This window comes from Phocaeicola dorei (genome assembly GCF_013009555.1).
Classification (GTDB): domain Bacteria; phylum Bacteroidota; class Bacteroidia; order Bacteroidales; family Bacteroidaceae; genus Phocaeicola; species Phocaeicola dorei.
In genome coordinates this window covers 4,260,131-4,284,727 of record NZ_CP046176.1, presented here as the reverse complement: position 1 = coordinate 4,284,727, position 24,597 = coordinate 4,260,131, and the positions used below count along the sequence as shown (strand labels likewise).

Sequence of the window (24,597 nt, the reverse complement as noted above, 5' to 3'; positions counted from 1 at the left end):
CCTTACTTAATTCCTAACTTAGCGTTGTATTCTTTCAATGTGTCCAATACGTTAACACGTACATGGATAAAGTTTTCGATGCCTGCGGCTTTCAGCTCTTCCATACAAGCAGGAGCACCTGCAACAATGAAGATGGCTCTTCCATCTAATGCCTTGAATGCAGGAATAGCATATTCTGCGTATTCATCATCGCTGGAACAGATAACTACGATGTCTGCACCGGCTTTCATAGCTGCTTCGACACCGGCCTCTACTGTGGGGAAGCCCAAATTGTCGATTACTTCGTAACCGGCACAAGCCAAGAAGTTGCATGAGAATTGGGCACGTGCTTGGCGCATGGCCAGATTACCGATAGTTAGCATAAATGCTTTCGGGCGTTTGCCGGATTTCTCTGTCTGCAAACGAAGTGCTTCAAACTGGCTGGCAGCACGGTCGAAGTTTAATGTGGCAAACGGTTTTTCACAGTTGTCATGATTGCCTCCACAACAACATTTGGCTTCTACAGGAGCCTTTTCGCCTGCTTTTTCATTGAAGTTAGGATATTGGTTGGTACCCAGTAAAATTTCTTTGCGTTTTGAAACGGAGTCGTGGCGGGCCTTGTTGCTTGCGTTGATCGCTTCCTGTACTTTTCCTGCTTTGACTGCTTCCAGCATTCCTCCTTCGTCTTCCACTTTCAAGAATAACTCCCATGCCTGTGTGGCAATAGAAATTGTTAAATTTTCAATAAAGTAAGAACCCGCGGCGGGGTCAACTACTTTGTTGAAATGACATTCTTCTTTTAGCAATAACTGTTGGTTACGGGCGATACGTTCAGAGAAGTCGTCCGGAGTTTCGTAAGTCTTGTCAAACGGGGTTACAGTGATGGAGTTGACTCCTGCCAAGGCGGCACTCATCGCTTCGGTTTGAGTGCGGAGCAGGTTTACATGTGCGTCAAACAAAGTCAGGTTGAAAGTGGATGTTTCAGCATGTGCCACCATTTTGCAGGCACAGAAACAAGTGCCGTCTTCCGCTTTGTTCGGACATTCGGGTTGGCAGTTGCATTGAGGATGATATTCTTTTACGATGTCCGCCCATAACATACGTGCTGCGCGGAACTTGGCAATTTCCAGAAAATAGTTGGAACTGATGCCGAAATTGAATTTTATTTTCTTGGCAACCAGTGCAGCAGGAACTCCTGCTTCTACCAGTTTGCTCAGATATTCGTTACCCCAAGCCAATGCATATCCCAGTTCTTGTGAAATATAAGATCCGGCATTGTTCAGTTCTATCGCATTGACACAGATACAACGGAATTTAGGTAGCGGAGCCAGTACTTCTACCAATTCTTTGGCGGTAGTGATGAAATTGCTAAGGTCTTTGCCTTTTACCATCATTTTACCCATAGGGTCATAGTTGACGGAGCCTTGCAATTTGGTCAGGTCGTATTCTTTCTTTTGGAAGTAAGCAACCAACAATTTGGCTAATTCCACCGTATGTCCTTGACAAGTGGAGAAGTTTAACTCAATGCATTCCGCACAGATATCATTCAATAATGTTTCGATATATTCAGGACTGAGATCTTTCTTCTTTACGTAGAATCCCAATGAGTCAACACCTTTGTTCAAAATATCCAGTGCTTTAGCATTGGCTTCTTTAGGACACTCTACTTTGATTTCCTGACGCACGAACCAAGTATTGTCGTTTTTCTTCGTGCCTCTTACATAGGGGAATTCTCCGGGTAGTCCTTCGGTTGTTTTCAAACCTTCCAGATCTTCCTGGCGATAAAATGGTTTTACTTTAAAACCTTCGTTGGTTCTCCAAACCAATTTCTTTTCAAAATCAGCGCCTTTCAAGTCTGCTGTAATCTTTTCCATCCACTGTTCCGTAGAAACGGCTGGGAAGTCCGAAAAGAGTTTCTCTTTACTATCTGCCATAGTTTATTCGGTATTAATATTTAAGAATTATATCACATACTTTTTCAATAGTATGGGCAAATATACTAAAACCTTTTAAATAGAATCCTTTTTTTAGCTATTTTCATAAAGGAGAAAGAGAGGTTTCTGTCATTTTGTTAACTGACGAAAGCAAAAGATGTTCTTATTGCAAAGTGGATATTGCAAAATAAATAAGAATCATGAAATAATAGTTTTCAAATTGTTGGGTTGAGTGAGGGGAATTCATTAATTTTGCGGCAATTTTATAAAAACATAGTATTATATCATGGACTGGTTACAAAATCTATTATTTGATGAAAACTCAATAGCGCATATCGTGCTGCTTTATTCTTTTGTGATTGCAGTAGGAGTGTTGCTGGGAAAAATTAAATTTTTCGGAGTATCGTTAGGTGTTACTTTTGTTTTGTTTACCGGTATTGTCTGCGGACATTTCGGTTTAACGGGGAATACACAGATACTTACATTTTTACAGGATTTCGGACTAATATTGTTCGTGTTCTGTATCGGACTTCAGGTAGGTCCTTCTTTTTTCTCTTCCTTCAAGAAAGGAGGGATTGCAATGAATCTAGTAGCAATGGGGATTGTCGCATTGAATATTGCTGTGGCTGTGGCTTTGTATTATGGCTTGAACGGCCGGATAGAGCTGCCTATGATGGTGGGTATTCTTTGTGGTGCAGTAACGAACACGCCGGGACTGGGTGCTGCCAACGAAGCGTTGAGCCAGCTGAATTACAATGGCCCGCAGATAGCGATGGGATATGCGTGCGCTTATCCATTGGGAGTGCTGGGTATCATTGGTTCTATTATTGCTATCCGCTACATTTGCCAGATTAATTTGAAAAAGGAGGAAGAGGATATCGCTAAAGAAGAAGCTGCAAATCCTCATCTGACTCCTCGTATGATGCACCTGGAAGTTCATAATGAGGCATTGGCAGGAAAAACGTTGCTTCAGGTCAGAGACTTCATGGGGCGTGATTTTGTTTGTTCACGTATTTTGCAGAACGGTCATGTCAGTATTCCTAATCGTGATACTGTTTTCCATCTTGGTGATCAGTTGTTTGTGGTTTGTGCAGAGGATGATGCGGAAGCCATTATTGCTTTTATCGGTCCTAAAATTGAAGTGGATTGGGAAAAGCAGGATACTCCGATGGTATCCCGCCGTATTTTGATTACACAACCTAAAATGAATGGTAAGCAATTGGGGGAATTTCATTTCAGTAGTATGTATGGTGTGAATGTGACTCGTGTCAACCGTTCAGGTATGGATATCTTCGCTTCACGTAACTTAACCTTGCAGGTAGGTGACCGTGTAATGGTGGTAGGTCCTCAGGATGCGGTGGAACGTGTTGCCAATTTGATGGGTAACTCATTGAAACGTTTGGATCATCCTAATATCGTGACTATTTTTGTGGGTATCTTCTTGGGGATTTTCTTTGGTAGTCTGCCTATTGCATTTCCAGGTATTCCTACTCCGGTAAAATTGGGTTTGGCCGGTGGTCCGTTGATTGTATCTATTTTGATAGGTCGTTTCGGATATAAATTGAAATTGGTGACTTATACCACTATGAGTGCCAATTTGATGTTGCGTGAAATTGGTATTGCTTTGTTCCTTGCCAGTGTGGGGATAAAGGCTGGTGCGAATTTTGTGAATACGGTTGTCGATGGAGATGGTCTGTTGTATGTGGGTTGTGGTTTCCTCATTACAGTTATACCTTTATTAATAATGGGAGCGGTTGCACGCTGGCATTACAAGATGAATTATTTCATGTTGATGGGGCTTATTGCAGGTAGTAACACAGATCCCCCCGCATTGGCGTATTCTAATCAGACAGCAGGTAATAATGCTCCGGCGGTAGGTTATTCTACTGTGTATCCGGTATCCATGTTCCTTCGTATTCTGACTGCCCAATTATTGATATTAATATTGGCAAGTTGATATTGGCAAAAAGTATAAAAACAATAAAGTATAACTTGTAGGAGGGGGTGTCAAAAAATGGTAGCTTGAATCATTTTTTGGCGCACCCTCTTGCTGATTAAAAGAATAAATATGATTTCAGTAGATGGATTGACCGTTGAGTTTGGCGGTACCACCTTGTTTAGTGACATATCTTTTCAGATAAATGAGAAAGACCGTATTGCCTTGATGGGGAAAAATGGTGCGGGTAAGTCTACCTTATTAAAGATTTTGGCTGGTGTACGGCAACCTAGTCGTGGAAAGGTGTCGGCTCCTAAGGATTGTGTGATAGCTTATCTTCCCCAGCATCTGATGACAGAGGATGGGCGTACTGTATTCGAGGAAGCTTCTCAGGCATTCTCGCATCTTCATGTTATGGAGGCAGAAATAGAAGCCATAAATAAGGAACTTGAAACGCGTACCGATTATGAAAGTGATTCATATATGGAGTTAATCGAGAAAGTTTCTGCCATGAGTGAGAAGTTTTATTCCATTGATCTTACCCATTTTGAAGAAGATGTGGAAAAGGCTTTGCTGGGACTTGGTTTTATGCGTGAGGACTTCAATCGCCCTACCAGTGATTTCAGTGGTGGCTGGCGTATGCGTATTGAGTTGGCTAAATTATTGCTCCAGAATCCAGATGTATTATTGCTGGATGAGCCCACTAACCATCTTGATATTGAATCCATCCAGTGGTTGGAAGATTTCTTGGTCAATAGTGCCAAAGCGGTAATTGTCATCAGCCACGACCGTAAATTTGTAGATAATATCACAACCCGTACCATTGAAGTGACGATGGGGCGCATCTATGATTATAAAGTGAACTATTCCCAATATCTGATATTGCGTAAAGAACGACGCGAGCAACAGATGAAGCAATATGAGGAACAGCAGAAGATGATACAGGAAACCAAGGATTTCATAGAACGGTTCAAAGGAACTTATAGTAAAACTTTGCAAGTGCAGAGCCGTGTGAAGATGCTTGAGAAATTAGAATTGGTTGAAGTGGACGAAGAAGATACCTCAGCATTGCGGTTGAAATTCCCGCCTTCTCCACGAAGTGGAAATTACCCGGTCATTATGGACAGGGTGGGAAAGACCTATGGTGACCATGTAGTTTTCAAGGATGCCTCATTGACCATCGAGAGAGGGGATAAAGTGGCTTTTGTGGGCAAGAATGGTGAAGGTAAGTCTACTTTGGTAAAGTGTATCATGCGTGAGATAGAGCATGAAGGGACTTTAACGCTGGGACACAATGTGCAGATTGGTTATTTTGCTCAGAATCAAGCCTCTTTATTGGACGAGAACCTCACGGTTTTTCAAACGATAGATGATGTGGCGAAAGGGGAGATCCGTAATAAAATACGAGACTTGTTGGGTGCATTTATGTTTGGCGGCCCCGAAGCTTCCATGAAGAAGGTGAAAGTGCTCAGTGGTGGAGAACGTACTCGTCTTGCCATGATCAAACTATTGTTGGAACCGGTGAATCTGTTGATTTTAGATGAGCCTACTAATCACTTGGATATGAAAACCAAAGATATCCTGAAACAAGCTTTGGTGGACTTTGACGGCACATTGATTGTTGTGTCTCATGACCGTGACTTTTTGGACGGATTAGTGACGAAAGTGTATGAATTTGGGAATAAAAAGGTAAAAGAACATCTCTGTGGTATCTATGAGTTCCTGGAAACAAAGAAAATGGAAAGTTTGCAGGAGTTGGAAAAATAAATTAGCTTTGCATCTGTTAACTTTGGATTGGAGGTGGAGATGCAAACAATTTCTATAGATATAAATAAAGTACAAAAAGGAGACGAGGCGGAGTTTCGTCTTCTTTTTAATCTTTTCTATCCTCGTCTGATGTCTGTAGCTTGCCGTTTTGTGCCTGAACATATTGCTGAAGATATTGTACAAAGTGTTTTTGTCATGTATTGGGAACAGAAGTCTACCTTGACACCTAATGCCATTCATTCTTTCCTCTATAAATGTACACAGAATAATTGCCTGAATTATCTGAAGCACCAAGCTGTTGTGCTGGGGCATGAGGAGGAGGTGCGTTTGGCGGAAGAACGCATGGCCTTTCAGCTGGCAGGATCGGATGCCAATGAATTGTGGAATGAGGTGGTTGAGCGTGACATCCGGAAATTGTTGGAAGCTTCCATCTCTAAATTACCTCCTAAATGTCGTCAGGCTTTCGAATTGTCTTATTTTAAAGAGATGACTTATAAAGAGATAGCGGAGGCTATGCATATTTCATCCCGTACGGTGGAAGAACATGTACAGAAAGCCACAAAATTCTTGAGAGAGGATTTGAAGGAGGTATTGTTCTGCCTGTTGTTTTTGCTTCGTTAATACTTTCATGCAGGCTTTTTCTGGAGTCTGTAAAAAATAAAATGCAAAAAAAAGCATTTTTTCTTCTTTTTAACCCCGTAGTTCTTTCTTGGTTAATTGTCTTAATAATGAAAGACAATAAAGAAAGTAAATGAAGGACGATATTTTAATTCGATATATTAATAAGCATTGTACTGCAACCGAAGAAAAAGAGGTTTTAGAGTGGTTGAAGGAGAAAGATAGCCGTCAGCGTTTATTTGAGCTGGAGCAAATCTGGGGTCTGAAAACTGAAATGCGTTTTTCGGATAAAGGACGTATGGATGAAGCTTATCGGCAACTGAGCGGACAGCTTGGCTTGAGTAAGCAGGCAGAGAAAAGAGAGAAACCGGTACAGAGATTCACCATCGGGGAATGGTGGAAGTATGCGGCTGTGTTGGTTACTGTTTGTCTTTTTGCAACAAACTTGTTTTATATCACGAAAGAGGAACCGGAAGCATACAATACGGTAGTGGTTCCGAAAGGCCAACGGGTTTCTTTATTGCTGAGTGATGGGACAACAGTTTGGCTGAACGCTGAGAGCCGTTTTTCTTATCCGGCTAAGTTTTCGGAAAAATATAGAACGGTCACATTGGAAGGAGAGGGCTATTTTGAGGTGGCACATAATCCAAAATGTCCGTTTACGGTGAAATTGCCGATGTTGAATATCAGGGTGTTGGGTACAAAATTTAATGCAAAAGCCTACTTGGATGAACCGAGTTGGATTACTTTGAAAGAAGGTTCGGTAGAAGTGTCAACCTTAGATGACAGAAGTAAGGAAAGGATGTCGCCCAATGACCAGGTATATTACACCGTTAGTGACGGCTTGGTGTTAATAAGGAGTTCGGCGCAGACAAATGTGGATAGTTGGACTACTGGTGACCTGAGATTCGACAACAAGACCTTGAAAGAAATGGCAAAGGTTATAGAACGTCGGTATGATGTGAAAATCAGGATTATGGATAGTTCGCTGGTTGAAGAATATTTCACTTGCCATTTTAGGAAAGACTTGACCATAGCCCAGGCGATGGAATTGCTGAAAGAAACCAGACGGGTGGATTATAGAATTGAAAAGAAAACGGTATACCTATATAAAAAATAACAGTATGTGAAACTTTGAAAAACAACGGATGCCTATGAAGTAAAACCCTTGCAAAAAAATGAAGGGTCGAAGACGCACCACCATCTTTCGACCCGGATTAATGAGTAACCTTATAATTTATTACAAACTAATCAATTACAAATGTATGGATAATATTATGAAATGCACACCATTGGGTGAGCAAAAATCACTATGGCTACGAAAAACATTGTTAATTATGAAATTCTTTGTTCTTTTTCTATTATTGGGAACTATCCCGTGTTGGGCAGGTGTCGCTTATTCACAGAATGTGAAGATGTCTTTGGATATGGAAAATACTACGGTGCATGATGTGATTAATGCTATTGAGAAAAAAGGGGAATTCTATTTTACCTATAATCTGAATCAAATCAATGTCAATAGAAAAGTATCCATTAAAGTAGAAAATAAAACGATAAACCAGATTTTAGATCAGTTGTTTTCGAAATCAGGTATCGATTATAAAATAGAAAATCGTCATATTGTATTATATAAGCAGGCGGCTTCCGAAGTAGAAGCTGTGAAACAACAGAAATCTATAAATGGTATTGTAGCCGATGAGCAGGGTGAACCTATCATTGGTGCCAGTGTATTGGAAAAAGGTACTACAAACGGTACGATTACTGATTTGGATGGTCGTTTTACTTTATCTATCGGCAAGGGAACTGAATTGATTGTTTCTTATGTAGGTTATACCACAAAGACCGTGAAAATAGGTAATCAGTCTACTATAAAAATCGTATTAATAGAAGATACCAAGACTTTGGATGAGGTGGTTGTAATTGGTTATGGTACACAGAAAAAGTCTGATGTTTCAGGTTCGGTAACATCAGTATCGGGTGATAAATTGTCTAAGATTCCTACTGCAAATGCAGAGATGGCATTGCAAGGTATGGCTCCAGGTTTGTCGGTAAACTTTGGCAGCGGTGCTGCTGGTTCTTCTGCCACTTTGCAGGTGCGCGGTGTGACTTCTTGGAAAGATGATGATGGCGAGAACAGCGAAAGTAACGGTCCACTGGTGATTATCGATGGTGTCCCGGGTAATATGTCTTATCTTAATCCTGAAGATATTAAATCGATTTCCGTATTGAAAGATGCTGCTACTGCCGCTATCTATGGCTCACGTTCGGCAGCTGGTGTTATTTTGATTGAAACACATCGTGGTACGATGAATTCAGCTCCGAAGATTACTTTTTCCGGTTATTGGGGATTGAGTGCCGTGCCGAAGCGTCTGGAAGTTTGTAATTCAGCTGAGTTTATTAAAGTACGTAAGATGGCATTAATAAATGCAGGTACGGACGAGAGCCGCTGGCCTAAATATATCAGCGAGTACGAGAGAGACCCGAGCCAGTTTGCTGATACTGATTGGCAGAAAGAGTATTACCAACGTGGTTTTACACAAAAATATAACATCGGTTACACGGCAGGTAGTGCTAATTCCAATGTGTCTCTTTCTGCTTTCTATAGTAAGACGGACGGTGTGACTATTGCTACCGGAGATGAAAAGTTCGGTTTCCGTTTGAACTCTGATGTTACCCGTGGTAAGTTTAAAATGGGTGAATCGGTAAGTTATAGTCGTTGGTCGGCCGATTTGGAATCCAATTCGGGTTTCTCCTCCATTTATCAGGTGACGAATATGGAGCCGTTAGCGTTCCTTTATGATGAGAACAATGATGGCGGTTATGGTGGTGCCATCTCTGGTATGGGCATGTCTGACGCCGGTAATCAGGTTGCTTTCAATAAATTGATTGATAATACAAGCTCTAACGATTATATCGCAGCTTCCGGTTATTTGCAGTACGAGCCGATTAAAGGGCTTATCGTGAAATTCAATGCTAGCCGCAATATGTACTTTGGCAAATCTCGTCTTTTCAAACCTACCTACGAGATTGGAGCGGCCAAACGGAATACGATGGCTAGTTTGTCTGAATCACGTTCGCAGACTACCAACGATTTGTTGGAATTGACAGCTAATTATGACAAGACCATTGCTGAAAAACACAATCTTTCTCTTTTATTGGGACTTTCTCAGGAAGAAAATAAGTATGAAGATCTTAGTGCTTCCGGTTCTGATTTTGAGAATAATAGTATGAGCTTGATGGGACATGCTAAAAGTAACTATTCTGTAGGTGGTACTAAGACTCGCAGTGCTCTCCGCTCTCTCTTTGGCCGTGTGAACTACAACTATATGATGCGCTATATGATTATGGCTTCTTTCCGTTATGATGGCTCTTCACGCTTTGCGAAAGGCAACAAGTGGGGTTTCTTCCCTTCTGTATCATTGGGTTGGAACATTGCTAATGAACCATTTTGGGAAAATTTGAAAGAAACTGTTTCCATGTTCAAATTTCGTTTAAGTTACGGTGCTTTAGGTAATCAGAACATAGGTCTTTATCGATATATTCCTACTTTGAGCTATAATAATCATGCATTGAACTATCCTTTTGATGGTCGTGAAACTTCTATGGGATATGCCATCACTGCTTTTCCATCCAGCGATATCAAGTGGGAAACGACGGTGTATAAGAATATCGGTGTAGACATTAGTTTATGGAACAATAAACTGGAGCTTTCTGCGGAGGCTTATATTAAGAATACCAGTGATATGCTGTCTAGCCGTAACATCAGTTTGGCTACCGGTTATAATTCTTCTATCTTGGTGAACGATGGTAAGTTGCGCACAACCGGTTTTGAAATGCAAGCTATTTATCATGGCAAAGCCGGAGGTTTGAAGTACGATTTGGATTTGAATTTATCTCACTATAAGAGTGTGTTGAAATCTATGGCCAATCCTGATTATCTCTATGAGTACGGTGCTCTGCGTACTTATGTAGGTGGTGAAATAGGTGAATTCTGGGTATATCAAACTGCCGGAATTTTCCAAAATCAAGCGGAAGTGGACGAATGGAACACAGCTCATGGCTATAAGGACCAAAACGGCAACTGGCAGCCTCTGCAACCTGTGGCTAAACCGGGTGATATCCGTTTCATAGATCAGAATGGAGATGGTATGCTTGATACAAACGACCGCGTGAAAGTGGGTAGTGGTACACCGAAGGTGTCATTGGGATTCAACATTAACTTGGCTTATAAAGACTTTGACTTGGTAGCCAATTTCTACGGTGACTTTGGTGCTAAGCGTTATAACTATACTAAATATCAGTTGGAGCGTATGGACCATGTGTTCAACTATGGTAAGAATGCCTTGAATGCTTGGACACCTGAAAATCCTGATACTGATATTCCACGTGCCGTGTCTGGTGATCCTAATAAGAACTCTCGTACTTCTACTCGTTTTGTAGAGAATGGTGACTATCTGCGTCTGAATAATTTGCAGATAGGTTATAATCTGCCGGTTAAATATTGTAAGAAAATGGGCTTGAGTAACTTGCGTATTTATGTAGGCGCTACCCGTTTGTTCACTATTACCAACTACAAAGGCTATGATCCTTCAACCGGTTCTTCAGTCGGACAGATGGGATATGACTATGCAGCCATTCCTTTGAGTCGTGACTTTATGATGGGTCTTAAATTCGGTTTCTAATTAAATTTAATACGAAGATTATGAAATTCAAAAACATATTATTATATGCAGCTCTTCTGAGCGGAATGTCTTTTTCCTCTTGCACTGATTTCTTGGATGAAGACTCTAATCCCAATGCTTTATCACCTAGTATTTTCTGGAAGAGTGAAGGGGATATTATGAAAGGATTGACTAGTGTATACGGAGCTTTGCAGCCGAATGCATCTTGGGCGATACCGTTTGAACGCTACATAGTAATAGACGGATACAGAAGTGATGAGATTACCCACAGGGATGATGTGACGAGTTGGATGAATATTTCATCATTCAATGTGGAACCCACTAACTCCGTAGTCAAGACGGAGTGGACTAATTTGTATAAAGGTATTAACTATGCCAATCAATGTTTGACCAACATTCCCACTGTACCTGGTGACTCGGAATCACTCAATGCCTTGAAGAAGCAGTCCATAGCCGAAGCTCGTTTTTTGCGTGCTTACTTTTATTATCGTTTGTATGTGAACTTTGGTGAGAGAGTTCCTATTTATAAGGAGGCATTGGTAGGTACGGATGAAGAGTTCTATCCGCCACAGGCCAATCCGGGAGAATTGGTAAGTCTGATTGAGACCGAACTGAAAGAAGTACAGAGCGACCTTCCCGAAAGTTATGAGGAAAGTGAAAAAGGACGTGTCACGCGTTATACGGCAGCGGCTCTTTTGGGTAAGTTCTATATGTTCCGCAAAGAATTGAGTAAAGCCGAAGTTGAATTCAAGAAGATCATTGATAAAGAAGGAAGTCTTTTTGGCTTGATGGAGAATTGGGCTGATAATTTTGACGGTATGCACAAGAACAATAAAGAGTCTCTTTTTGAGATCCAGTTTACCGGAGACCGTTCAGGCGGACAGTATGAATATAACTTGTTTACTGTTCATTTGGGACCTATGGCTGGACTGGATGCATATGAAGAAGCTTATCCTACGGACTGGATGTGTCAGACGTTATTGGCTGATAAGACTATAGACGGTAAGTCTAGCGACCGTGCACTTCATACGCTTATTTTTGACGATCCCGAGTGTCGTCCCTTTTATTATGAGAATGGAAAATCCTTTAAGGATTACCACAAAGAAGGAGAAATCTTCTGGCACAAATATGTTACTTATACCGAGGGTATGAGTGATTATTGGGACTATAGTTTCTTTAATGTTTCCGTTATCCGTTATGCCGATGTATTGCTGCTTTATGCAGAATGTCTAAATGACAAGGGTGAAACAACAGAGGCCATTAACATAATAAATAAGGTTCGTGCACGTGTCAATGTACCGGCATTGCCGCTTACCATGGGTAAAGCCGAAGTCTTGAAACATCTGCAAGACAAAGAACGTCCTTGCGAGTTGGCATTGGAAGGTTCACGCTGGTATGACTTGGTTCGCTGGGGTATTGTAGAAGAAACGCTGAAAGCTCACAATAAACCATTTGTTGAGAATTATGTAGATACCAAGCACCAGTTGTTTCCTATTCCTCATAGTGAATTTCTGTTGAATCCTGATTGGGAGCAGAATCCGAACTATAGCAAGTAATCTTGTTTGTATAATTTTGGAAGAACCGTTTATGAAACATTTATTTCCTATATATGGAATGTGTAGCATTCTTTGGCTGGGGGCATGTACCCCGGTCGCTACACAGCCAGAAAAGTCCCTGTTTACGACACAGGAAGATTTTCCCAATTTGTTGAATGTGAAAAATGTACCGGAACAATCTGTAGATGGGGATCTCAATTTGTTCTCTGATCTGGGTGCATGGAGTGGCTATGCGTTGCCAGTAAATCAAAGCAGGGCATTTGCGGGTGCCTTCATCGGCCCTATGACGATGCATGGAAGAGGATGGATTGCCCAAACGTTGGCACAGCCTACGTTGGTGGTCAATGGTGAAAAGTACGACTTGGTTCGCAATATGCAGACTGCCAAGTATCTACCCGGAAAGTTGATACAACATTTTAAAGATGCGCAGTTGGAATTCACTACTGAGTTGTGTTTTGCCACTTCACGCACTGCTTTTGTACGTTCTGTTATTACGAATCTTAGTGACACACCTTTGAATGTGTCGCTGACTTGGAGTGGCGGTGTTTTCGAAGAGAATACTATTGCCTCTAAGGTGGATAAGGGCGTCCGGTTCCATTGTCCGTTCTACGGTCGCCGTTGGGGAACCAATCGCCAGATTATCACACTGCGTAACGAACCGCCGGTAGACGAAGTGACGGCTACCGTGCTTTTCCATACAGCCGATGAAGTGATGACTGTGGGGAACGACAGTTTGCGAGTTGTTGAGAAGAGTGACTATTTGCTGCAATCCGGCAAAAGTTATACTTCGGAATACAGCCAGACACTGACCTTGAAAGGCGAAGAAACAGACAAGGAATATGTTGCAATAAAGTCCATACCTTTTGATCAATGTTTTGCCGACAATGCGCAGCGTTGGAATCAGGGACTTCAACGGGTACTATCTGCCGACAGTCCTTATATGAAAGAAAACGCTTACAGGAACATTGCTGTGAAAGCATTGATGACGTTAAACTCCAATTGGCGTACTCCGGCTGGTGATATCTTCCATGGTTGTAGTTTCCCTTCTTATATAGGATTCATCGGTGGATGTTGGTCGTGGGATGCTTGGCAAATTGCATCGGGTAATGTGTACTACAATCCTGAGGGGGCCAAGAGTGAAATGCTTTCTTTGTTCGATTATCAAGCAGAGAATGGTATGGTTCCTGATTTTATCGGTTATAATAAGGTACGTAACAATTGGCGCGACTCCAAACCTCCTATAGCATCATGGGGAGCCATGAATGTCTATAAGGTTACAGGAGACAAAGCGTTCTTGGACGAAATATTTGATAAATTGTATAGGTTCCATCAATGGTGGTATGCTGAGCGTGACCACGATCACAATGGCATTTGCGAATATGGTTCTACTGATGGTACACTGATTGCGGCGGCTTGGGAGAGCGGCATGGATAACGGTGTGCGTTTTGATGACACCCGGATGCTAAAGAATGAGATGGAGAAAGCTTGGTCGATGGATCAGGAGAATATTTGTTTGAATTCCTTCCTTTATGTAGATAAACTGACACTTTCGGAAATGGCTTCTATCTTGGGAAAGCAAGAGCTTTCTGAACAGTTGGCTAAGGAGGCTGAGGTAATCAAGCTGTATGTACAGACTAAAATGTATGACAGCGAGAGTGGTTTCTTTTATGATATTCGTTTGAATGACCGTACACCTGTCAAGGTGATGGGGGCTGAGGGGTGGTTGCCTTTGTGGGCAGGTATTGCTACCCCGGAACAAGCCGAGAGTGTGAAGAACATCATGATGGATGAAAAACATTTCAACTCTTACCTGCCGCTAGGTACTCTTGATGTAAGTCATCCTGCATTGCGTCCTACTTTCGGTTATTGGCGTGGTCCGGTTTGGTTTAACCAGGTATATTTTGGTATAACCGGATTGAAGCGTTACGGATATGTGGAGGAAGCCGACTTGCTGACTCGCAAGTTCATGGCACATGCTCAAGGACTGATGACCGACGGACCGATTCATGAAAACTACAATCCACTGACAGGTGAAGTGTTGAATGCACCCAACTTTGGTTGGTCTTCTGCTTTGATTTTGCGATTGTTGTTGGATCAATGATAGTGGAAGTAAAAATCAGTATGCGGATACTCCGAATTTATTAAAAGATATATTTATGATGAAAATTCGTTCTATATTGACAGGGATTGCCATATCTTTGTCGTTGGCAGGTATGGCACAATCCCAATATGACGGTGCTCCGGTAAACAGGAGCGCTAACGAAACGAGCACAGACAATGTAGAAGTGCGTAGAAACAAATACCCCCGTTCGGATAATGATTGGGAGAATTTTGATGTGCTTCATATCAATCGTCTGCCTTCGGCGGCTAATTTTATGGGATACCCCACTAAAGAATTGGCATTGCAGGGTGATAAATCACAATCTCCTTACTTCCAATCCTTGAACGGAACATGGAAATTTCATTTTGTACCCCGTTCGGATGAACGACCGATGGACTTCTTCCAAAAAGGATATGATGTTTCAGGTTGGGATGATATTAAAGTTCCTTCCAATTGGGAGCTTCAAGGGTTCGGCTATCCTTTTTATGTAGGCAGTGGGTATGGTATAAAGAAGAATCCACCATTGATTGCAGTGGAAAACAGCCCGGTTGGCTCTTATAGACGTACTTTTACTATTCCTGCCCATTGGAATAAACGTCAGATTATTCTTTATTTCGGAGGAGTGGCTTCTGCTTTTTATGTGTGGGTGAATGGTGAAAAAGTAGGTTACTCTCAGGATTCCAAAACACCTTCGGAGTTTGATATTACGCCGTATGTAAAACAAGGGGAGAATGAAATAGCCGTACAGGTTTTCAAGTTCAGTGACGGATACTATCTGGAAGATCAGGATTACTGGCGTTTTGCCGGCATACAGCGTGATGTTTATGTGTATGCCCGATCCGCAACTCATGTGCGTGACTATGAAGTGGTTACCGATCTTGACGGGGAATACAAGAATGCTGACTTTCATCTTTTTGTAGAGTTGGGCAAAGCAGGAGAAGGTAAAATAAAAGGGGCTGAAGTGGAAGTAAGCCTGTTGGAGAAATCGGGTAAAAGTATCTACAATGAGCGTAAGCGTTGGAATGCTGCCGATCGGGAACTTCATTTTAAAAAGGAAGTGAGAGAACCTTTGTTATGGAGTGCGGAGAAACCAAATCTGTATAGATTGCTGATTACTTTGCGTGTAAATGGCAAACCGGAACAATATATTTCCCAATACGTCGGTTTCCGTAAATCCGAAATCAAACATGCTCAATTGCTGATAAATGGCAAGCCGGTCTATATAAAAGGAGTAAACCGACACGAACACGATCCTTATAACGGTCATGTGGTAGATGAGGCATCCATGCTGCGTGATATTCAATTGATGAAAGAGAATAATATCAACAGTGTACGAACCTCTCATTATCCCAACGATCCCCGCTGGTATGAATTATGTGATATTTATGGTATGTATGTGGTTGATGAGGCCAATATCGAGAGCCATGGCATGGGATATAAGCCCGATCAATGCCTAGCTAACCAGCCCGAATGGGAGAAAGCTTTCATAGACCGCACGGAACGTATGTTCGAGCGTGACAAAAACCATCCTTGTGTCATTATCTGGTCATTGGGTAATGAAACCGGTGAGGGATGTAACTTCGCGGCTACCTATAAATGGGTACATACCAATGACCGTTCACAGCGTCCCGTGCATTCGGAAGACGGAATAAAGGGACCTTATACCGATATTTTCTGTCCAATGTATAAAAAGATAGATGTATTGATCAATCATTCTCTCTATCTTCCGTCCAAACCGCTGATTCTATGTGAATATGCCCATGCTATGGGCAACAGTGAAGGAAATCTTCAGGATTATTGGGATGTGATAGAGAAATATCCCTCTTTACAGGGCGGACATATCTGGGACTGGGTAGATCAGGGCTTGTATGCAAAGACGCCGGATGGAAAATTCTATTGGGCATACGGAGGTGACCTGGCTCCGAAAGGTACTCCAAGTTCTGCCAATTTCTGTATGAACGGTCTGATTGCCGCCGACCGTACCTTGAAGCCGCATATCCATGAAGTGAAAAAAGTATATCAAAATATAGCATTCTCTTTATTGGATTATCATGAGGGATGGGTAGAGTTACGTAACAAGTACTTCTTTACGGATTTAAGTGATTTCAATTTTACTTGGAAGCTGGAGGGGAATGGTGAACTTTTGGCTACCGGAACTATTGATAATGTATCCCTGGCTCCTCGGCAGACGGGTAAGTTTAAGACTTCTTTTCCAGCCATACAGGTAAAACCCGGTGTGGAGTATTTCTTGAATTTCTATGCCAGTTTGAAAAATGAGGATGGTCTGCTGAAAGCCGGAACAAAACTGGCTGATGCCCAGGTGAGTCTTCCATTTTATCAGCCGTTTGTTGCTGAGGTTCAGTCTTCACCGGTGATAGCAGATGATGCGGCTTCGTTGTTGACACTTACAGCCGGTAATCTGAGCGTAGGTTTTGATAAGGAAACCGGTGCTTTGACTTCTTATAAAGAGGGAAGTACGGAACTGATAAAAGAAGCTTTACGTCCTAATTTCTGGCGTCCTGTGACGGATAATGATATGGGAAATGGCATGAATAAAACCTTGCGTCCGTGGCGTGATGCGGGGCGTCAGGCAAAACTGTTGTCCATGAAACAAAAGGCGTTGGGTAAAGAAGTTTATGAGGTTGTTTCTCATTATAAGTTGCCTGTAGGAGAGTCTGATTTTATCGTTACCTATCATTTTTCGGGAAAAGGGTATTTGGATGTGAACTGTACTTTCATTCCGGGTAACGATACATTGCCTTTATTGCCTCGGATGGGGGTTAGTATTACACTGAACAGGCAGTTTAGTCAGATGGAATGGCTGGGACGTGGTCCTCATGAGAATTATATAGACCGGAATACTTCTTCTTATGTAGGTCTGTACAAGGGAAGTGTGGCCGATCAGTATTTCCCGTATGACCGTCCGCAGGAAAACGGTAATAAGACTGAAGTCCGTTGGATGAGCCTGACAGATACCGCCGGACAGGGATTGATGGTTGTCGGACAGCCTTATGTCAGCACCAGTGCTTATCTGTTCCCTACAGAAGATTTAGATGAGCCAGGTCTTCGTAAATCGCAGCGTCATTTATCTGATATCCAGTTCAAGGATATGGTGACATGGAACATTGACCTGAAACAGATGGGAGTGGGTGGTGACACCAGTTGGGGGGCTTATCCTCATCAGCCTTATTTGATTCCGGCTGAACGTATGTCGTTCTCCTTCCGTTTCTGTCCTGCAAAACAGAATGGGGTATCGGGAAACCGGCAATATTTGAATTTTAAGTAATATAGGTTCGTTCAAAAAGAAAGCTGATAATTATTGTTTGCTTATTTGCGGTAGTCCTTTTGTGAATAATTTAAGGTCAGAAGGGGGATGGTTCAGTAAGTGAAGTATCCCTCTTAAAAAAGCAGCTTGGATAGTGAATTTTATCCAAGCTGTCTTTTTATTAATGATATTTGCCATTACCGGTTAATATCCCGGATTCTGATATTCATTAGCATTATCAATCAGCAATAATTCGGCTGTGGGAATGGGGCGTAAATAGTGAATGTTCTTATCGAATTTTGTGATTTGCGGGTTAGCTTTTGTGATACGGCTCTCGAAAGCACGGAATCTTTTCAAGGTCATCCAACGGTTCCATTCACCTATCATTTCACGCGCATATTCATCCAACAAGAAATCTTGGGTAACTTCCGAAGCTGTGATATCCATACTATGGTCATGTCCTTTACAGGCACGGTTCCGAAGTATGTTCAGTCTTTCGGCAGCACTTTGGTTGTTGCCTAATCTCCAGTCAATTTCGGCTGATAGCAAGTAGGTTTCTCCTAAACGATAAACAATACAGTCTGCTGAGGAATAAGGTTTGGAGGCATTTGAACCGGCATATAGGCTAGGACAATCTGCTTTCTTCAGACTTGGGAAAAACTTCAGAGGACTTTTTGTATTGGCATAGTTGTCTTCCAAGTTGAAAATGGCATAGCGGCAAGCGTCTCTTTCGGCTTGTGTATAGGTCTTACGAGATAAATAGACAGCCGTATCTCCTAAAGTGATATCATAGGCAGAATTACCGACCCTGCTGGTGGATAGACCGTATCTTTGTGCATCGGCTTCGTTCCATGTATATCCGTTCTTGGTACTGTTCGTAGCGTTATTCACATAATAAGTGTCTTTGAAGAAAGCTTTATAGCGACCGTCTTTCTCTCCATATAGATCAAGCATATACTTGCTTGGTTCCATATAGCAGTTACCTTTAGCCAGTTTGGGAACTTCGTATCCGTTGATATTTGTGGCGTAACTGGGTGTCATGCCCGAAAGATAGATACCTGAGGTATTGTTATTGTATGCTTCGGAGTGTTTCCATACACGGTTGAAATAGTTTCCACGAGGATTATAAGCCGTAATGGTAGAGTGGCAGACAATAAACAGTGCTTCTTCATTATTTTTGTTATTGTTCTCATCAAATACAGCTTCTACGTTATCATAGAGCTTGACCCCCAGTGAGCCTGCATTTTGAATCAGATAATCTGCCGCTGTCTTCGCTTTTTCCAGATAGGCTTTACTTTCGCTTTCCGTCAAGGCAGTAGTATTGCCTAAACCATCTGTGTAGGTCGAGAAGGTGAGGCAGGCTTTGGCATATAAATGATAAGCGGCTGCACGTGTCACGTGCCCTTTTACTTCCTGTGTGATAGGAAGATTTTTCATGGCGAATTCCAGATCTTCCAGAATTACTTTATAAAAATCATTAACCGAACTGCAAGGAAGAACGGAAATAGGACTGTTCATAGGCTCCAATGGCAGGTATTTACCTCCCCATTGCTCTACAATATTATATAAGGCATGGGCACGGATAAACCTTGCTTCGCTGACCAACTCGTTGATTCTTGTTTCGCTTAGACCTTCCACTTTGTCGGCATAATGGACAGCTGCATTACATGCACTCAATATACCATAGAAACCCGCATATCCTTCATTCAACATACCGTTGGAAGCACCGTAATCTTCATAACGGAGTAGTTTGCTCCAGTTACCGTTGGTACCATCGGGATTCGTATCTTGCCAAATGTCTGTTCCACCTTCTGCAACCATTAGATAGGTGTCTTCTGCCTGACCATAAACTATGCGGACCAGGTCAAAGTAACAGTCGTTCACTTTCTTTTCATAGCCTGCCGGGGTAGACCATTCTTGTTCTGTAGAGATGCCGGAGGGATTAAATTCATCCAGGCTACAGCCGTAGACAGACAACATCATGATTACGGCTGATATAGAGAGTAATTTATGTTTTTTCATCAGTATAAGTTTTTAGAATGAGATATTAACGCCAAATACGTATTGTTTAGACAACGGTGCGTCGTCATCATTTCCTCCCTTTTCGGGATCATAGTTTTGTAAGTAGTCACACTTTGTAAAAATGAACGGATTGTTTGCGGTAAAATATATACGCATTTTGTTAATCTTTACGGCATCCAACCATTTTTTGGGAAATGTATAACCTAGTGAAATAGTTTTTACTTTCAAGTAGGAACCATCAAAATAATTAGCCCATTGTTGATACGGGTCCTGTCCGTTTGTAATACTTGCATCCGGACGGGGATAGCGGGCACTTTGATTTTCAGGAGTCCAGTAGTCACATACAGTAGGTGAAGGCGTCAGACCGTCTGTACGATACCATCCGGTCAGACCGTAAGGGATTGTCCAGTCCCACCGGGCAATCAACAAAATGCTTAGGTCGAAATTCTTATAATTGAAATTATTAAGTAAACTGCCCGACCATTTCGGTGTAGCGCTTCCTAGAACATAATAGTCATCCGCATTCAGTTTGTAATCGGGAGTACCATTTTCTGCGATATGGACTTGTCCGGGTTTCTGACTGTACTTGGCTACTTCTTCTGCTTCGGCTGTACCCCATATTCCGGCATACTTGTATCCGTAATAAGTTTTGATTGCCTCACCGGGAATCAGGTAGTAGTCTCCGAACTGAAGCGGGCCTTCGCTGGTTGTTTTTATCACTTCTTCCTTGTTGGTTGAGAATGCCAGTGTGGTGCTCCATTGGAATTTAGGTCCGACAAAGTTACGGCTGGTAATGCTTAATTCCACACCTGTATTACGTGTTTCGCCTACATTAGACCATATTTTGAAAGGAGAGGAGCCATAACCTCCCGTTGCATAGGGCAGGTTTTTCTCGAATAAAATATCTTTAGTATCTGTCCGGTACCAGTCGAACGCCACGTTCAGTCTGTCACTGAATAATCCCAAGTCGAATCCCAGATCTGTCATATAAGATTTTTCCCATCCCAGACTCTTGTTGGCGATAGATTGGGAATAACCGCTATAAGGGACTCCTACATCTTGAAATCCGATAATGCCTGTGCGGCTGTAATCTAATGTGGCGTATTCTGAAGCACCGGCATTACCGGTGACACCGTAACTGGCGCGTAATTTCAGATTGGAAACAGCTTTTACATTCTGCATGAAGGGTTCATCACTAATGCGCCAGGCAATAGCTCCTGCGGGGAACATATCCCACTTGTTTCCATCTGCCAAGATGGATGAACCGTCCCAGCGGCTGCTTAATGTCAATAGGTAACGTCCTTTATAGCTATAGTTAATGCGGGCGACATAGGACATTTTTTGGCTACCTACATAAGAAGAAGAAACTGTGGGTGTACCGGTTGCGGCACCTAAATTATGGTATAGATAAGAATCCGTATCAAATTTGTTGGCAGTGGCGGTCGCTTTTTCTTTTTGGTCTTTTGACCATTCAGTGACTCCGGTTATTGTGAAATCGTGATCCTCTTTTATTTTGAAGTTATAAGTCAGAATATTCTGCCATTTATAATTATAAGTGAAGGTGTTTGGGATAGTGGCCTGAACTAGTCCGCTTTCTAGTCCCTGATATGATTTTGTGCCGGTATACTTACTTTCTTTCACATTCCGGAAATATCCGCCTAACAGACTTTTGAATGAAAGTCCTTTTAGTGGAGTCAATTCTACATAAATCTGTGGGGCTACGCTCAATGTCTTCACATTATTTACATATTGGTCTTCTCCCATATCCGCCAAAGGATTCATGTTGCCGTCTCCCAACGGGTAGTCTACCAGATTGCCGTCTTCATCATAAGGAGTACCCAATGGTGGCATACAGAGAATACGGTTCCATATACGGCTGTAACGCTTGTCATTTTCAGAATACATGGCATATAGGTTTAGTCCGTATTTTACCATTTCATTGGCTTTAAAATCTATTTTGGCACGTGCCGAGTAGCGTTCCAGTTCGTCTCCTTTCAATAATCCTTCCAAATTGTAATATCCTAAAGAAAAATAAGAGGTGACCCGGTCATTAGAATAAGATGTGCTTAGATTGTAGCTATTGGTGATACCGGTTTGTGAAGCTAAATCAAACCAGTCCACCCATTGATTGTTGTCTATATATTTTTGCATATAGCTGGGAAAAAGATTCCCGTCATCGGCCGGGCTGTTCCAGGCACCTACCGTTCTTTGTGCTTCTCTGCGGAAGTTAATGTAATCCTCTCCACGATTTACTTCGGGGAAGCTGGAGATGACATTCCAACCATAGTAGGCATCCAGATCGATGGAGAATTTATCTTTTTTAGGAGTTTTGGTGGTGATGATGATAACTCCATTTGCTCCGGCAGCACCATAAACAGCTGTAGAGGAGGCATCTTTCAGTACTTCAATAGAAGCGATATCATTCGGATTCAATTCATCGTAAGAGCCTTCCATGCCGTCAATGATGAATAACGGGCTATTGTCACCATTGATGGAGCGTGTGCCACGTAGGGTCATGTTCACTCCGGAACCGGCTTCTCCACTACTGCGAGTGATATCCAAACCTGCCACCTGTCCTTGAATAGCCTCTAGTACATTGCTGGTTGGCATTCGGACAATATCCTCACTTTTTACGGAAGCAACAGCTCCAGTCAAATCTCTCTTTTTTACAGTGCCGTATCCTACCACTACCACTTCATCCAATGTTTGAGTATCAGGCTGCATTTTGATATTCAATTGTGTGTTTTTGCCAATGGTTATTTCTTGGGTTTTATATCCTATATAAGATATTTCAAGACTGTTTTTTCCTGCGGGTACATCCAATGTATAATTTCCGTCAAAGTCAGTGATGGTTCCTATAGTATTTGCGCCTTTTACAGTGACGGATACTCCAATTAAAGGTTCATTGTTCTCATCAATAATTTGACCTTTGATAGTACGTCTTTGCAGGATCGATTGAACCGATTCATTGTTCACTATGTTACTTGACTTTGCATGCGAATAGGCAACCGGTATGCATAGGACCATTGACAATCCTAAAATAAGGGGACTACGCATAAGGCTGCTTTCCCTGTTTTGTTTTGGATTTTTCTTCATGTTTTTCATTTTTGCTTCTTTATTAACTCACTATTTGTTTTTAAAGGTTGATGTTATATCAAATTATTGAATCTGTTTGGTTTCAATCGTAAACTTATTAGGTTAGATAAATCTTTTGTTTTCTTTCTTTTTTCGTATATCTGTCTTTTAAGGCCTTGATATCTTGCTTGTATTTTTGTTTTCTTTCTTTATTATTGCTATTTTATGATTTTATATTTATAAATATTAAAATAGTTTCTTTATTTTATTTTTAATACACTGTTTGTGTTATAATTATCTTATCGGTGCAAAAATATACGAAAGAAATCGAAGATGAAAGGGAAAGTAGTATGTTGTTGAACATATCTATAGCAAATTCTATTTTATTGTTTTATTATATTATAGCTGAAATTTGGTGTTGGAAATATTAAGATAAAAAAGTCCCCGGATAAGAACGCCTTTCTTATCCGGGGACTTTTTTAAATATTATAAGATGTATTCTTTATCGGTTTTTATACATTCTTTCATAATACTTTTGGTAATCGCCACTTGTTACATTTTCCACCCATGCTTGATTTTCCAGATACCATTGGATTGTTTTTACAATACCGGTTTCGAATTTTGTTTCAGGATACCATCCTAATTCATTAGTGATTTTGGTAGGATCGATAGCGTAACGTTGGTCATGTCCCAAACGGTCTTTGACAAAGGTGATTAATGATTCGTTAATCCAGTCGATAGAGATCTCACCTTTGTCGTTCAACTCTTTTTTCTTCAAGATTTTGCGATATTCGGGAGTTTCCGTCATCATCCGGTGAATAGTGGCTATGGTAAGTTTTACTATCTCTATGTTTTCTTTCTCATTGTGTCCGCCTACATTATATACTTCCCCTTCGCGGCCCTTGCGCAGAACCAAATCGATGGCTTTGCAATGGTCTTCTACATATAACCAGTCTCGTACATTCTTTCCGTCACCATATACGGGAAGTTTCTTTCCTTCCAAAATGTTTTTAATGATTAGTGGAATCAGTTTTTCAGGAAAATGGTACGGACCGTAATTATTGGAACAGCGGGTAATGGTTACCGGCATTTTGTAAGTATCACGATAAGCCATGACAATCATATCAGCGCTTGTCTTGGAGGCACTATATGGGCTGTGTGGACATAAAGGAGTTGTTTCAGTAAAGAAACCTTCTGCTCCTAGGCTGCCGTATACCTCATCTGTAGATACCTGGTGGTAACGTACATCTTTGCGCCAGGTGGGATAACCATTCTCATCTTTTCCCGTCACCCAAGCACGGCGGGCCGCATCCAGCAGGTTTTGGGTTCCCAAAATATTAGTTTGCAGAAACAATTGTGGGTTTTCAATACTGCGGTCTACATGGCTTTCTGCTGCAAAATTCACGATGTAGTCAAACTTGTATTCTGCGAATAGTTGGTCTGCCAAATCACGGTCACATATATCTCCTTTTACGAAGAAACAACGTTCATTATCAATGTCTGATGCAATAGTTCCCAGATTGCCGGCATAAGTCAAGGCATCCAGTACCACCACCCTGATGTCATCATGTTTGGCCAGGATGTATTTTAAATAGTTGGCTCCGATAAATCCGGCAGCTCCTGTAACGAGATAAGTCTTCATATTGTTTTTGATATTAGTGT

12 protein-coding genes are annotated in these 24,597 nt (G+C 41.6%); 8 read left to right on the top strand and 4 right to left on the bottom strand.

Annotation, left to right across the window (positions count from 1 at the left end; translation table 11 throughout):
- Nucleotides 1–2: 2 nt before the first annotated feature.
- Nucleotides 3–1,913, bottom strand: a complete 1,911-nt coding sequence (mutA, locus tag GKD17_RS17780; RefSeq protein WP_007831095.1) for a methylmalonyl-CoA mutase small subunit — start codon at nt 1,911–1,913, stop codon at nt 3–5.
- Nucleotides 1,914–2,199: 286 nt separating this feature from the next.
- Between mutA and GKD17_RS17775 the strand changes: the two genes are divergently transcribed.
- From GKD17_RS17775 to lacZ, 8 genes are all read left to right on the top strand, one after another.
- A complete protein-coding gene (locus GKD17_RS17775; RefSeq protein ID WP_007831096.1) occupies nt 2,200–3,870 on the top strand; it encodes a putative transporter in 1,671 nt (556 codons plus the stop codon).
- A gap of 111 nt (nt 3,871–3,981) precedes the next feature.
- On the top strand, nt 3,982–5,616 hold the full coding sequence (locus tag GKD17_RS17770; RefSeq protein WP_007831097.1) for an ABC-F family ATP-binding cassette domain-containing protein: 1,635 nt from the start codon (nt 3,982–3,984) through the stop codon (nt 5,614–5,616).
- 39 nt (nt 5,617–5,655) lie between these two features.
- Nucleotides 5,656–6,237, top strand: a complete 582-nt coding sequence (locus GKD17_RS17765) for an RNA polymerase sigma-70 factor (RefSeq protein ID WP_007831098.1) — start codon at nt 5,656–5,658, stop codon at nt 6,235–6,237.
- 130 nt (nt 6,238–6,367) lie between these two features.
- Nucleotides 6,368–7,354, top strand: coding sequence for a FecR family protein (locus tag GKD17_RS17760; RefSeq protein ID WP_007831099.1), 987 nt, complete (start codon nt 6,368–6,370; stop codon nt 7,352–7,354).
- 145 nt (nt 7,355–7,499) lie between these two features.
- A complete protein-coding gene (locus GKD17_RS17755) occupies nt 7,500–10,916 on the top strand; it encodes a TonB-dependent receptor (protein WP_007846909.1) in 3,417 nt (1,138 codons plus the stop codon).
- A gap of 20 nt (nt 10,917–10,936) precedes the next feature.
- Entirely contained in the window at nt 10,937–12,472 is a 1,536-nt protein-coding gene (locus tag GKD17_RS17750) for a RagB/SusD family nutrient uptake outer membrane protein (RefSeq protein WP_007831102.1), read from the top strand.
- A gap of 31 nt (nt 12,473–12,503) precedes the next feature.
- Entirely contained in the window at nt 12,504–14,573 is a 2,070-nt protein-coding gene (locus tag GKD17_RS17745; RefSeq protein ID WP_007831103.1) for an MGH1-like glycoside hydrolase domain-containing protein, read from the top strand.
- A gap of 55 nt (nt 14,574–14,628) precedes the next feature.
- The gene (lacZ, locus tag GKD17_RS17740; RefSeq protein WP_007831108.1) at nt 14,629–17,859 is read left to right on the top strand and encodes a beta-galactosidase, LacZ type; all 3,231 of its coding nucleotides are present in this window, start codon (nt 14,629–14,631) and stop codon (nt 17,857–17,859) included.
- Between the two features lie 183 nt (nt 17,860–18,042).
- On the opposite strand, the gene GKD17_RS17735 is transcribed toward lacZ, so the two are convergent.
- From GKD17_RS17735 to rfbB, 3 genes are all read right to left on the bottom strand, one after another.
- Entirely contained in the window at nt 18,043–19,860 is a 1,818-nt protein-coding gene (locus tag GKD17_RS17735) for a RagB/SusD family nutrient uptake outer membrane protein (protein WP_007831112.1), read from the bottom strand.
- A 12-nt stretch (nt 19,861–19,872) separates the two neighbouring features.
- Nucleotides 19,873–22,965, bottom strand: a complete 3,093-nt coding sequence (locus GKD17_RS17730) for a SusC/RagA family TonB-linked outer membrane protein (RefSeq protein WP_007831114.1) — start codon at nt 22,963–22,965, stop codon at nt 19,873–19,875.
- 472 nt (nt 22,966–23,437) lie between these two features.
- Nucleotides 23,438–24,577: a dTDP-glucose 4,6-dehydratase gene (gene rfbB / locus GKD17_RS17725; protein ID WP_005853009.1), complete on the bottom strand. Its 1,140-nt coding sequence runs from the start codon at nt 24,575–24,577 to the stop codon at nt 23,438–23,440.
- Between the last annotated feature and the right edge of the window lie 20 nt (nt 24,578–24,597).